Source organism: Tunturiibacter gelidiferens, assembly GCF_051013345.1.
Lineage (GTDB): Bacteria > Acidobacteriota > Terriglobia > Terriglobales > Acidobacteriaceae > Edaphobacter > Edaphobacter gelidiferens_A.
In genome coordinates this window covers 5,309,412-5,322,926 of the sequence record NZ_CP132939.1, presented here as the reverse complement: position 1 = coordinate 5,322,926, position 13,515 = coordinate 5,309,412, and the positions used below count along the sequence as shown (strand labels likewise).

Genomic DNA, 13,515 nt, shown 5'->3' with positions numbered 1-13,515 from the left:
TAAGCTTGCGTTTTGAGCAACGGCGTTTCTATAATCCGCATCATCATCCCGAGATGCCACGAACACTTCAACCGCCTGGCCGAAGGGTCAGGCACGGCGAGGACAACGACTGAGGCACTATGATCGGTTTCGGCTTCGTCTTATATCCAAGTGACCCCGGAAGCATCGGTGACACATTTGAAAGAAAGTTTTACTGAGGAGTGTGGAATGAAGAAGGTAGTCGTTGCGTCTCTCCTGGCGATCGCTAGCATGACAAGTGCTGCGGGACCCCTTGTGGCACAAACCCAGGTCAATCTCGGTTCCAACGCGCAGGCCGCGAGCGGCGGAGTACAGTTGTCGCCCCCTGAATACAAAGCCTACAATGATGCGATAACCCAGACCACGCCCCAGACCAAAGCATCCGCGATTGAAGCTTATCTGACGGCCTATCCACAGTCCCCGGTGAAGGCATCCGTGCTGGAGCAGCTGATGCTGGCGTACGCTGCGTTTGATCCAGCTAAAACCCTGGATGCAGCGGATCGGCTATTGCAGGTGGACCCCAACAACCTGCGAGCCCTTACCTTCGAGGTTTACTTTCGGAAACAGCAGGGGGATCAGGCGACCGATCCTACGGCAAAGCAGACTGCGCTGGATTCAGCTGCGTCCTTCGCGCAGAAGGGCCTGGCGGTTACCACCAAACCGGCAGATATGAGCGATGCAGACTTCGCCAAGGTCAAAGATGCAGCGAATCCGGTGTTCTACGGCGCGATTGCGGCGGCTGCTTTGAATAAGAAAGATACCGCTACCGCGATTACCAACTACAAGGCTGAATTGGGTGGCGTTCCAGTCGCGCAGACCCAGACCCCCGGGGTACTTTTACAGGACACCTTTATTCTGGGGCAGGCCTATTATCAGTCAACTCCGCCCGACTATGTGAACTGCACCTGGTACGCGTCGCGTGCCGCGGCCTTTGCGCCCGAGCCCTACAAGAGCCAGATGTTGCCGCTCGCGAAGTTCTGCTACAAGAAGTATCACGGTGCCGATGATGGCTACGATGCAGTCACGGCTGCCGTGCAGACGAATTTGAATCCACCTGCCGACTTTAAGATCAAGCCGGCCCCGTCACCGGCTGATATTGTCGCCGGGGTTATCTCAAGTACGCCAGACCTTTCCACGCTGGCGATCAGCGACAAAGAGTTCATCCTTGCCAATGGCAAGCCTGAGGATGCTGCAAAAGTCTGGGACACCATGAAGAGCAAGTCAGTCCAATTCCCGGATTCGACTGTGATCGCTGTTTCCGATACTGCGCTGCAAGTTGCAGTCTCTGATGATGCTGTGCAATCCAAAACGGCGGACTTCACCTTCCAGCTGGCGGCTCCGTTGAAGACGCCCCCTGCGGTGGGAGCGAAAGTCACTGTTAGCGGCACTTACGCCTCGTTCACCCCTAGCCCGATTTTGATCACAATGAGCGATGGAGCGATAGTCGAGCCGAAGAAGACGCCGACCAAAGCGCCTGTGCATCATCCAGCTCATCACTAAACTGCGGTAGCTACTAAAAAGGCAGCCCCTTGCGGGCTGCCTTTTTCATTTGAGATAGAGTCCCCCGGTATCTTCGAACGCACGAGGTGCCGCCAAATGCTTCAGGTTAAAGGAAGGGGTAGGCTAGCGCTTTTCGATGGGAATATAAGTCGCTGGGTAAGTTGGCCCGGTGTAGTCGGCGCGCGGACGTATGAGGCGGTTGTCGTCGTGCTGCTCTATAACGTGGGCGGCCCAGCCGGAGATGCGGCTGATGGCAAATATGGGAGTGAAGAGATCTATGTCGATACCGAGCGTGGTGTAAGTAGAAGCTGAGTAAAAGTCGACGTTTGCGTTGAGTTTCTTTTCCTGCTTTACGAAGAGTTCAATCTTGCGGGATAAGTCGAACCACTTGGTGTTGCCTGCGGCTTTGCCCAGTTCTTCGGACATCCGTCGCAGATGAGTCGCTCGGGGATCTTCGGTGTGGTAAACGCGATGGCCGAAGCCCGAAATCTTCTTCTTTTCGGCGAACATCTGCTTTACGTACTCGACGGGATCGGCCCCAGCCTTGTCAATGGCGTAGAGGAGCCTCATAGTAGCCTCGTTCGCTCCTCCGTGGAGGGGACCCTTGAGGGCGCCGATCGCACCGGTGATGGCGGAGTGGATGTCCGCCAGAGTGGCCGCGATCACGCGCGCGGCGAAGGTGCTTGCGTTGAGCTCGTGGTCGGCGTGAAGTATGAGCGCTATATCGAAGGCCCGGGTGGCAGTGTCGGAAGGCTTTTCGCCGTTGAGCATCCAAAGGAAGTTGGCCGCGTGGGAGAGAGTCTTGTCTGCTTCAACGAGGGTTTTGCCCTTGCGGATCTGGTCGAAGAGAGCGACGATCATCGGAATTTGTGCTGTGAGGCGAAAGGCTTTGCGGACGTTGGCATCATGAGTGCAGTCGGCCTCGTCTGCATCGTAGATGCTGAGGAGCGAGACGGCGGTGCGGAGGACCTGCATTGGTGTGGCGTTGGCTGGGACGCTGCGAAGGAAGTCGACGATCTTCGGATTGAGTTCCCGCGCGATGGAAAGATGCCGAGTAAACTCTGTGAGCTCGGTCGCGGAGGGAAGCTTGCCGAACCATAGGAGGTAGGTGGTCTCCTCGAAGCTGGAGAGCTGGGCGAGTTCGTGAATATCAATGCCGCGATAGGAGAGAACGCCGGCGTCGCCGTCGATCCAGCAGATGGCAGACGTGGTGGCTACGATGCCTTCCAGGCCTTTTGGTGCGACAGCGATAGACATAGGGCGCTTCTCCATGAGCGAATTTGATGCGGGCTCAAACTAACTACATCTGGTTATAGCGCAGCGGAGAAACGGTTGTCACGACAGGATGGGCGAATATCGGCGATGCCGTGCGAACTAGGGTGATGGGATCAGTGAGAGGGATCGCGCTGGTGAGTAGGGCGAGAGGTCTATGGAAGGTGTTTCGCCGGCGATTAGTTGTGCAATGACCTGTGCGGCGGCTGGCGCGAGGAGGATACCGTTTCGATAGTGGCCGGAGGCAATGAAGTGATTCGGTTGGCCTGGGATCAGTCCGAGGAGGGGGAGACCATCGGGAGTGGCGGGACGCAGTCCGGACCAGGCTTCTAGTTGGGGAGCGTGACCGATTGCCGGAAGGAGAGAGGAGGCCAGGAAACGAAGACGGTCTATATCAACTGAGTGAACAGTCTTGTCGAAGCCGACATCTTCGACCGTCGCGCCGACGATGGCACGACCGGCAGAGGGGCCGATTGTGCGGGGCACGATGTAGATGTCGGGGGTACGGACGACAAAGTGCAGAGGAAGCGAGGAGGGAAGGGGCACCGAAAACATCTGGCCCTTCTTTGGCATCACCGGGATGTTTGGCAGGCGCGAGGCGGAGGCCGCCCAGGCTCCGGCGCAGTTGATGAATTGTGCGGTATGAATGATGCCATTGGGAATTGTGATCTCAACTTCGTCGCCGATGGAACGAGCGGAGAGGACAGGAGTATGCAGCCGGAGATCGATCGTGGTGGCACCGATCGCGGTGAGAAGGGCTGAGGCTAGTTGCCGGGGGTCGAGGCTGTGTTCGTCGAGAAGGATGAATCGATGGTTCCCCGGCGTCAGAGCGGGAAGCAGACGAGTTAAATCTTCGTGAGTCAGTTCAGTGTTTGCAGGGATGGTATGGGGAGAAATGGACTGTAAAGTAGTGTGGGTCTGGAAGGGGATGTTGATGCCAGAGAGGGCGCGAACACGATCGAGAAACTCGGTGTAGAGCGATAGGCTGAGATTGGCCAAAGTCAGGAGTTGGGGAGGGTTGTCAGGATCATGGGCGGCCAGCATACCGGCAGCAGCAGTGGAGGACTCGGCGAGCGGAGCGCCGCGGTCAAACACTGCGACGCGGTAACCGCGGCCGTAGAGCTCAAGGGCGATAGAGAGGCCGATGATGCCGGCTCCAGCGATGCACAGGTCGGGGTGATTCATAGAATTAGTTTAGTTGGCTTAGGGAGAGGTTATAGTTTGGATGTGTCTGTTTTGCGCGGACAGTACTCTGTGAAAGCGGGGTTCACAATGCTTCAAAGGAAGAGAAGCTTAGGAGAGAGTGATGAGCGAAGAGTACGTGGAACAGAGGTCGATTTCGGGAGCACTGCTTGGAGTGGTGGCGGTCGCCTTGCTTGCTGCCTTGGGTGGTCTGGTGTGGTGTTACGGCCTGCAGAATCATCTTGCCGCCGCGGAACAGAAGATCGTTTCATCTGATCAGAAGAATGCCGAACTGACGGAGAAGCTGGAGGCTACCAATGCGCGGCTGCGAGCGACGAGCGAGACGCTCGGGCAAAGCGTTGGCGTTGCGCAGAAGCAGATCGAGTTGCGGACGCAGAGTATCATCGCGCAGCAGAAGGTTGCGACGGCGAAGCTGGAGGAGGAGGAGGCAAAAAACTCCAAGCAGATTGGCGCAGTGTCGACCGATGTTGCCAGTGTCAGGACGGATGTAGGCGGTGTGAAGACCGACGTCGCAACTACCAAGTCTGACCTGGAGGCGACCAAGACGCAGTTGAATCGCGTGGTCGGGGACGCAGGTGTGATGAGCGGGCTGATCGCGACGAATCATGATGAGTTGGAAGTCTTGAAGCACAAGGGTGACCGGAACTACTTGGAGTTCACGCTGCAGAAGGGCGCGAAACCTACCCTGTTGTCGACGGTCAAGCTGCAATTGAAGAAGGCGGACGAGAAACATTCGCGCTACACATTGAACGTGAGCTCGGACGACCGGACGATCGAGAAGAAGGATAAGGGACTGGATGAGCCGGTGCAGTTTTATAACGGCAAGGATCCGGTGTTGTATGAGTTGGTGGTGAATGTAATCGAGAAGAATAAAGTTTCAGGGTATCTATCGACGCCGAAGAACTCGGCGAAAGCGGTTTCGACACCATAACCAGAGGCTACTTCAAATGCAGAAAGGGGACGCTTACCGCGTCCCCTTTCTGTTTGCCTTGGTTGGATTACTTTTTGGTTGCCTTTTTTGCTGCCTTCTTCGCTGGTGCTTTTTTTGCGGCTTTCTTGGTTGCCATGTGCCTATTCTCCCTAGTGATTAGACATTGACTCTACAACTAGCTGCAATGCAGCTAACGAAGGTATAGATTTACGAAATTTCACTGTCAAGGAAAAAATGAAGGTAAGGCAAATTCTTTTTGCATGGGGGCGTTCGAAACGGCTGCCACGCTCTGCGTTGGACATTTGCTTTGGAGTTGTGTGGACCGTGAATGCTGAGAGATGACTCGCTGGTAAGAGTACGACCTTTGTGTGATCGGAGTGACGGAAAGAAATACAAAAATTATCATGCGAGCCGAGGCTCAGGAGATTTAGTGAGATAGGGGAAGCGCTTGTTGCATGCAAAGAAGAGTTCCAAATTTGTGCCATCCTTCTGCAAAAAACGCGATGATGAGGAAGCTCACTGCTCGAAGATATGTGTCTACTTGCGATGATTTGGGAGAACTGCAGTATTGCCCGGAACGTCAGTGATTCGATCTTTGTTAGAAGCATAGGAATTCGTGGACAGCCACATGGCGGTCTTGTGTTGTGAACGGAAGTTTGTTCTTCGCTCGGGACACGGATTGCCGATTGGTGCGAAGCCCAACCAAAGGAGTAGAGTTTTTCTCGAGGTATTTCGATCGATGAAGGATGTTGTGATTGTTGCTGCGGTACGGACACCTGTGGGCAAGTTTCAAGGGGCGTTTGCGGAGATGACGGCCGTAGAGCTTGGTGCCATCGCAGTTCGCGAGGCGGTGAAGCGGGCTGGGATTGATGCAGGGAGCGTGGACGAGTGTTTATTGGGATGCGTGCTTCCTGCGGGGCTGGGACAGAATCCGGCGCGGCAGGCGGCGCTGAAGGGCGGCCTAGCGGATACAGTTTCGGCGATGACCATCAATATGGTCTGCGGGTCGGGGTTGAAGGCCGTGGCCTTGGCGGCGCAGGCGGTGATGGCCGGCGATGCTGAAGTTGTGGTGGCTGGGGGAATGGAATCCATGTCCAACGCGCCCTATCTGCTACCGTACGGCCGGAAGGGATTCCGCATGGGTGATTCAGTCGTGGTGGATTCGATGGTGAAGGATGGGTTGTGGTGCGCTTGTGAGGACTATCACATGGGCATCACAGGGGAGAACGTTGCGGAGAAGCATTCGATTACCCGAGAGGAGCAGGACGCTTATGCGCTGGCTTCGCACCGTAAGGCGAGTGCCGCCTGGAAGGAGGGGCGGTTCGATGCGGAGGTGGTACCCGTGAGCGTGCCGGGGAAGAAGGGCGCAGTAACCGTGGTGTCGCGGGATGAGAGTGTACGGGAGGATGCTTCGACAGAGGCGCTTGCTGCCTTGAAGCCGGCGTTCAGGAAGGATGGGACTGTGACTGCGGGCAATGCTCCAGGAGTGAATGATGCGGCTGCGGCGGTAGTAGTGATGTCGGCAGAGCGGGCGAAGGCGCTAGGTTTGAAGCCGATGGTGACGATCGAGGCGCAGGCTACGAGCGGAGTCGCTCCAAAGTGGGTAATGCTGGCTCCGGTAACCGGGGTGCAGAAGGTTTTGAAGAAAGCCGGGTGGGAGCGGGATGACGTCGATTTGTTTGAGTTGAATGAGGCGTTCAGCGTTCAAGCGTTGGGGGTGATGAGGGAGTTAGGTCTGGATGCCGGGAAGGTGAATGTGAATGGAGGTGCGGTGGCGATTGGGCATCCTATTGGAGCTAGTGGGGCGCGAGTGCTCGTGACCTTGATCTACGAGATGATGCGAAGAGACGCGAAGAAGGGGTAGCTGCGCTTTGTTTGGGTGGAGGAAACTCGGTCGCGCTAGCGGTGGGGCGAGGATAAAGTATCACTACCAATAATTCCATCAGAGGATAACTGGAGTTCGTGGCCGACGCCTTAGGCGCCTACCTATTGCTCTCTGAATGTATGTCAAAACCTGCTTCCCTCTACGTTGATTCCTAGTTTGACTCAAAAATTCTTGTCTAAGAAGGAGAACTTATGGGGGTTTCAAAGTGCAAGCCTCATGGGTCTGTTGCGACTTCAGGTTATTGGCCCAGTAGCTTCGCAATTTGGAGACTCTGCTGAACTGTTCAACGTGGCTTGCAGAACGGTCTGCCGCTTTGTTCGCCGCGGGTCTTGTCGCGGAGGTTCCGTCGGTCTTTCGAGCGGCGAGTCTGGATCGCTGCTGGCCGTGGTTGCTTTCCATTGGCCTAGGCAGCGTGATCAAAGATAGCCGAGCGACGTCGCTAACACTCGATGATGTTAAGGGCCAGACCTGCAAGTGAAGTTTCTTTGTATCGAGATTGCATGTCGAGGCCGGTCTGGTACATGGTGGCGATGATCTGATCCAGAGACAGTTTGTGGTCGCCGCTTTCGTGCATGGCCATGCGGGCGGCGTTGATGGCCTTGACGGCACCCATGCCGTTGCGCTCGATGCAAGGAATCTGGACAAGGCCTCCGATGGGATCGCAGGTCATGCCGAGGTTGTGCTCCATTGCGATTTCGGCTGCATGTTCGATTTGGGCGTTCGTGCCATTGAGTGCGGCGACCAGTCCGCCTGCGGCCATGCTGCAAGCTACGCCGACCTCTCCCTGACAGCCTACTTCGGCGCCAGAGATGCTGGCGTTTTCTTTGTACAAAATACCGATGGCAGCAGCGGTAAGAAAGTAGCGGAGGATGCCCTCTTCTTTTTCCGCTTCTGTTCCTTCAGTGAAGCGCATGTAGTAGTTGCCGATGGCAGGAATCACCCCGGCAGCTCCATTCGTTGGAGCGGTCACCACTCTACCTCCGGCGGCGTTCTCTTCGTTGACCGCCATGGCGTAGACGGTAACCCAGTCGATGGGCGCGAGAGGATCTTTGGAGCCGATAGTGTTGAGGCGCTCTGCGAGGCGATGGGCGCGGCGGCGAACGTTGAGTCCCCCGGGAGGATGCCTTCGGTGGCGATACCGCGTTCGGTGCACTGCTGCATGGTTTGCCAGAGCGTGAGGATGCTCTTCCTGATCTGGTCGTGAAGCGGGAGATCCGTAAGTGGGGGATCCGTGTCGGCGTGGGTAGTAAGGCCGGGGCGTCGTATGCGTGTGGAGGTCTCGTGCCGAAGCTCCGCAGAGTAGAGCGCGCATTCGTTGGCGAGGATGAGTTCTGCGATAGTTACACGATAGGAACTGGCGGTGGCGAGGAGCTCTGCGGAGCTACGGAAGGGGTAAGGGACTTTCCTGGCGCTTGTGGTGCTTTCGGCGTTGCGCTCGGCTATGAACTCCGAGTGGGAGACGATGAAGCCGCCGCCGATGGAGTAGAAGACCTCTTCAACCAACTTTGCGCCCGCGCTGTCGACGGCGGTGAAGCGCATTCCGTTGGGATGCGAGTGGACGGCGGGGTCGGGGTACATCTGGTTGCGGCGGAAGTTGAGGTTCTCGGATTCGGTGAAGGGGATTGTCTTTTTACCGTTGAGTGCGAGCGAACCAGTGGAGCGGATTGCGGCAATTTTTCCTTCGATGGTGGCCGGGTCTACCGCGTCTGGAGCTTCGCCGATGAGGCCGAGAAGGACAGCGCGATCGGTTCCGTGGCCGATGCCGGTGAGAGCGAGCGATCCGTAGAGGTCGACGTTGACCCTTGCGGTTTGTTCGAGGAGTTTTTTTCAGTGAGTTCGCGGGTGAAGCGGAGGGCAGCGCGCATGGGGCCGACAGTGTGGGAGCTTGAGGGGCCGATGCCGATTTTGAAGAGTTCGAAGAGGCTGGTGTTCACGAAGGTTATTGTAGGGGGCTGCGTGTGGCTTTGGCTGGAGGTGCGAACCTGGTGGATTTTAGCTGCGGCTTCCGGAGTTCGAGGGCCTGGCCGCGGAGGGCCATGCGTGATTTTGTTGCCATCTTCGTCCCCTTCCGCTCTTTCTGCCCAAGGGGTACCCCCATATTACCCGCACGTAAATATCTTTGTTCCAACGATTTACGCGTAGTCCTTGTTCGTAAAATATTGCAAGCAAAGAAGTTGCGTGCAGAATATTCCAAACAAACGAGTTAGCGCGCAATCCTGTCTGGAACCTTCTCTTTCCTCTCCTCTGTTTAAAAGTATAGCCAATCGGAACTAACTAAAATGCCAAGTGGATCTCCTTGTGATTCAGTTATTTAGATGGTTTTGGGCTTGACATGCGATTTTTGGGCTGAATTTGAAGGAATATTTTGGGCATTCTCTTCCACACTGCCGGTTGTTGCGGGCTCAGTGCGCATCCTCGGTGAGTTTGTTGCCTACCGGATGGCCACTTGAGCTCTTGCCTTCGCAACACCATACGAGAGCTCCGCGGCGTCCGCTCGATGACGCAACAGGAACCTGCGATCTCATCTTTATCACGCGACAGACGGTGAAGGCGATTGAGCGCGACAAAGACTCGACAACGCTTGAGGGTTGCAGCAAAGATCCTGGAAGTGGCGGACAGCGGGACCTGGGAGCTTCGTCATCTGGTGGGGCCTGATGCCCGTCCGCTTAGGGGCTGGCGCAAGACGATGACCGACGAGGGATGGATTGAACTGAACGCAGCGGATGATGCTACTTTCTTCGCCAGCTTAGGCGCTCTGCAACAGTAAAAAATATCAAGAACAGGAACAAAAAATATTTGGAACACGCCATGCTCGACGTGTATCTGCCGCACCATGCCGCGAACACCTGACGCCGCGAGATTCTGCTACAACTCGCTAGTTCCCCACTGTTTCGTTTGAAGGCGATTCGCTTCCTGAGCCGGTGAGGTGATGGGTCGGGTGCTATACTCGGCAAAATCTTCCGCATCAAGGGTTTATCGGCTTATCCATGCTTTTCAAGGCTCGCAGTGCTGCAGTGTATGGGATTGACGCCCACATCATCGACGTAGAGGTCGATTTTTCCAATATCAAGTTAGACCAGGAACAGTTCCACACGGTGGGATTGCCGGATGCAGCTGTGCGGGAGAGTCGTGATCGTGTGCGTTCTGCGATCAAGAACTCTGGCTTCGAGATTCCTCCCACGCGGATCACGATCAATCTGGCTCCCGCAGATCTAAAGAAAGAAGGTTCGGGGTTCGACCTGCCTATTGCGATCGGAATTCTGGGAGCCTATGGCTCGCTGCACATCAAGGATCTGAGCGATTATCTGCTGGTGGGGGAGTTGGGGTTGGATGGCAGTCTGCGGGCGGTGCAAGGAATGCTGCCGATTGCGGTGGCGGCACGTGCGAAGGGAATTCGAACCTCATTATTCCGGCGAGCAATGCGCGGGAGGCGGCGGTAGTTGAAGGTGTCAACGTTTATCCGGTGAAGTCGCTGCTGGAGGTGCGGGAGCTGTTGAACTCGGCGGTGATGGGGGTATCAAGGCTACTCCGCTAAAAGTGGAGACGACCGATCTTCTGAACGAGATGCAGCACTTTCCGTTCGACTTCAAAGATGTGCGCGGCCAGCAGGTGGCGAAGCGTGCGCTCGAGGTGGCGGCTGCGGGTGGACACAACATTTTGATGATTGGGCCGCCAGGCTCGGGCAAGACCATGCTCGCTAAACGACTGCCGTCCATTCTGGCTCCTCTCAGATTTGAAGAGGCGCTTGAAACGACGAAGATTCACTCGGTCGCAGGTGTTTTGGATTCTGAGCAAGGACTGGTGGCCCATCGGCCGTTCCGGTCGCCACACCACACGATTTCCGACGCCGGGTTGATTGGCGGCGGGATGATGCCGCGGCCGGGTGAGGTGTCGCTGGCCCACAACGGGCTGCTCTTTCTGGATGAGCTGCCGGAGTTTCCGCGAAACGTGTTGGAGGTGTTGCGCCAGCCGTTGGAGGATGGCCATGTGACGATCGCCCGCGCGGCCATGAGCCTGAGTTTTCCCGCGCGGTTCATGCTCGCAGCAGCAATGAATCCCTGTCCTTGTGGATATTTCAACGACAAGGCTCGAGAGTGTATGTGTACCCCACCGATGATCCAGCGGTATGTTTCGAAGGTTTCCGGGCCCTTACTTGACCGGATTGATATTCATATAGAGGTCCCCGCTGTGCAATATAAGGAGTTGAGAGGTGGCGCAGCGGCGGAGGGGTCAGAGCAGATTCGATCCCGCGTTCTGGCGGCGAGGGAGCGGCAGCATACGCGTTTCGAGCAAGCAGGGGATCGGACCAAGGGTTCGGCGAAAGCAGCTTCTCGGCAGATATTTGCCAATTCGCAGATGAATACACAGCAGATACGTTCCTATTGCGAGCTGTCGTCCGACGCCGAACGACTGCTCGAACGGGCGATGCAGCAACAAGGGCTAAGTGCCCGGGCTCATGACCGTATCTTGAAGGTAGCAAGGACGATAGCGGATTTGGGAGGGGAACGGGATATAGCGGTTAAACACATCGCAGAGGCGATTCAATACCGCACTTTAGACCGAAGTTATTGGTCTTGAAATACGAATGTATCCCGTTTCTGGAATATATTTATTCGCGGGTTCCCGAAAAAAGTATTGACCTTGAGCGTCGAACAGTTTACTTTCCTTGAAGTCGCAGTTCGCTCTGGGTCGGCGGAATCTCCGAAACACGAACCGGGTTTTTCTACGATGACATTTTGGCTTGCCAGGTTTCTGGCGAGCTTCCTGTTTCACACTTGGGCGCGGCGAGCTCTGAATCCTACGGAAGACAGATCCGGCTAAGAACGCTAACTTAGCTAACTGGGCAGGTTATTTGTCTAGCAGATACAATATGTCAGATATCAAGATTGTCGAGATTTCTGACGAATTGCGGAGTCCCCAAATGGATTCTTTGCGTCTAATGTGTGAGGCTTAAACACGGCAGCGATCTCTAGATCAGCTGCCACATTTTGAATGATTTCGGGCGAGTTAGCGCTGACAAGACGCTTCAGCTTCGGAAATTGAAAGGGAGAAACTATGCGCTCGGATCTGATTTTGGAGCTCTCACGCACGTGAACAACCGCTATGAGCTTTGTCAACTGGCGTCGAAGGCGACGCGTAAGCTACATAAGCCAAATACTCGGTTGCAGGACACCACCAACGAAGTTCTGGATCGCTTCAAGGACACCATTCCAATGGATGAATCTGGCGAAGCAGTCGTAGAAAAGGTACAATTACAAGAGCGCCGCGCGGCATAACGCGCGGCTGTTTCACTTATCCAACTTTTGGATCAATCTAACCTCTAATCCGCTCTACAATCCATCCGCTTTCCAAATTTCACAAACACATCCGGCCTTCCGCACGACCCTCTGTCAAGCAGATCCCGCCTCAGTTCCAAACAATCCCTCCTAAAATTCAAATTCCAGGTAAAACATGACTATTTCCGAGTTAAAAGAACACAACATCGCGGAGCTGGGTAAACTGGCGCGCGGTCTCGACATTGCCGGAACCAGCGGTCTCCGCAAGCAAGACCTTATCTTCAAGATTCTGCAGGCGCAGAGCGAAAAAGAGGGGCATATCTTTGCGGAAGGTGTACTTGAAATTCTGCCCGATGGTTACGGCTTCCTTCGCTCTCCCGACTATAACTATCTGCCCGGTCCCGACGACATCTACGTTTCTCCCTCACAGATTCGCAAGTTCGACCTGAAGACAGGTGACACGATCAGCGGCAACGTCCGTCCTCCGCACGAAGGCGAGAAGTATTTCGCGCTGGTGAAGATCGAGGCGATCAACTTCGAGTCGCCGGAAGAGACACGGAACAAAATTCTCTTTGACAACCTGACACCCTTGTATGCGCAGGAGCGGGTGAAGATGGAGACGGTTCGCGAGCATATCTCCGGCCGGGTGATGGATCTGCTGACGCCGGTGGGCAAGGGGCAGCGAGGATTGATTGTTGCTCCGCCGCGCACTGGTAAGACGATGTTGCTGCAGTCCATTGCGAATAGCATTACGGCGAATCATCCGGAGGTTGTGCTGATCGTGTTGCTGATCGATGAGCGCCCGGAAGAAGTCACCGATATGCAGCGTTCGGTGAAGGGGGAGGTGATCTCCTCGACCTTCGATGAGCCCGCGGCGCGTCACGTTCAGGTCGCCGAGATGGTGATCGAGAAGGCCAAGCGGTTGGTGGAGCACAAGCGCGATGTGGTGATCCTGCTGGACTCGATCACGCGTTTGGCGCGTGCCTACAACACGATCGTTCCGCCTTCGGGCAAGGTGCTCTCAGGCGGTGTGGATTCGAATGCTCTGCAGAGGCCGAAGCGCTTCTTCGGTGCGGCTCGCAACATCGAGGAAGGTGGTTCGCTGACGATCATTGCGACTGCGCTCGTTGATACCGGCTCGCGCATGGATGAGGTTATCTTCGAGGAGTTCAAGGGAACAGGCAACATGGAGGTCATTCTGGATCGCAAGCTGGTCGATAAGCGCGTGTTTCCGGCGATCGACATTCAGCGTTCCGGAACGCGTAAGGAAGAGCTGCTGATTCCGAAGGAAGATCTGCAACGGACCTGGATTCTGCGCAAGGTACTCAATCCGTTGTCACCGGTTGAAGCTATGGAGCTGCTGACCGACAAGCTGGCAAAGACTCGGAATAATCAGGAGTTTCTGCACAATATGAGCTCGATCTAACTCA

7 protein-coding genes and 4 pseudogenes are annotated in these 13,515 nt (G+C 55.7%); 7 read left to right on the top strand and 4 right to left on the bottom strand.

The features are described 5' to 3' along the window. Nucleotides 1–207: 207 nt before the first annotated feature. Complete coding sequence (locus tag RBB80_RS26770; protein WP_433965290.1) at nt 208–1,518, top strand: tetratricopeptide repeat protein; 1,311 nt, start codon at nt 208–210, stop codon at nt 1,516–1,518. 123 nt (nt 1,519–1,641) lie between these two features. On the opposite strand, the gene RBB80_RS26765 is transcribed toward RBB80_RS26770, so the two are convergent. Both RBB80_RS26765 and RBB80_RS26760 read right to left on the bottom strand, forming a co-directional pair. Next, a complete protein-coding gene (locus tag RBB80_RS26765) occupies nt 1,642–2,775 on the bottom strand; it encodes a citrate synthase (protein ID WP_433965289.1) in 1,134 nt (377 codons plus the stop codon). A gap of 117 nt (nt 2,776–2,892) precedes the next feature. After that, complete coding sequence (locus RBB80_RS26760) at nt 2,893–3,975, bottom strand: NAD(P)/FAD-dependent oxidoreductase (RefSeq protein WP_433965288.1); 1,083 nt, start codon at nt 3,973–3,975, stop codon at nt 2,893–2,895. Between the two features lie 121 nt (nt 3,976–4,096). On the opposite strand from RBB80_RS26760, the gene RBB80_RS26755 reads away from it, so the two are divergent. Beyond that, nucleotides 4,097–4,924, top strand: coding sequence for a hypothetical protein (locus tag RBB80_RS26755; protein ID WP_433965287.1), 828 nt, complete (start codon nt 4,097–4,099; stop codon nt 4,922–4,924). 739 nt (nt 4,925–5,663) lie between these two features. Further along, a pseudogene (locus RBB80_RS26750) lies at nt 5,664–6,844 on the top strand (acetyl-CoA C-acetyltransferase). Nucleotides 6,845–7,248: 404 nt separating this feature from the next. Here the strand turns inward: RBB80_RS26750 and RBB80_RS26745 are convergent. Together RBB80_RS26745 and RBB80_RS26740 are read right to left on the bottom strand one after the other, a co-directional pair. Next, on the bottom strand, nt 7,249–8,121 hold the full coding sequence (locus RBB80_RS26745; protein ID WP_433965286.1) for an L-serine ammonia-lyase: 873 nt from the start codon (nt 8,119–8,121) through the stop codon (nt 7,249–7,251). Between the two features lie 197 nt (nt 8,122–8,318). After that, nucleotides 8,319–8,674, bottom strand: a pseudogene (locus RBB80_RS26740) (serine dehydratase beta chain); the annotation flags it as partial. A 689-nt stretch (nt 8,675–9,363) separates the two neighbouring features. On the opposite strand from RBB80_RS26740, the gene RBB80_RS26735 reads away from it, so the two are divergent. From RBB80_RS26735 to rho, 4 genes and pseudogenes are all read left to right on the top strand, one after another. Then, a complete protein-coding gene (locus tag RBB80_RS26735) occupies nt 9,364–9,576 on the top strand; it encodes a hypothetical protein (RefSeq protein ID WP_433965285.1) in 213 nt (70 codons plus the stop codon). 220 nt (nt 9,577–9,796) lie between these two features. After that, nucleotides 9,797–11,387 (top strand): annotated as a pseudogene (locus RBB80_RS26730) (YifB family Mg chelatase-like AAA ATPase). Nucleotides 11,388–11,864: 477 nt separating this feature from the next. Next, nucleotides 11,865–12,085: pseudogene (locus tag RBB80_RS26725) on the top strand (DNA-directed RNA polymerase subunit omega). A 175-nt stretch (nt 12,086–12,260) separates the two neighbouring features. Then, entirely contained in the window at nt 12,261–13,511 is a 1,251-nt protein-coding gene (gene rho, locus RBB80_RS26720; RefSeq protein WP_174336882.1) for a transcription termination factor Rho, read from the top strand. Nucleotides 13,512–13,515: the final 4 nt, after the last annotated feature.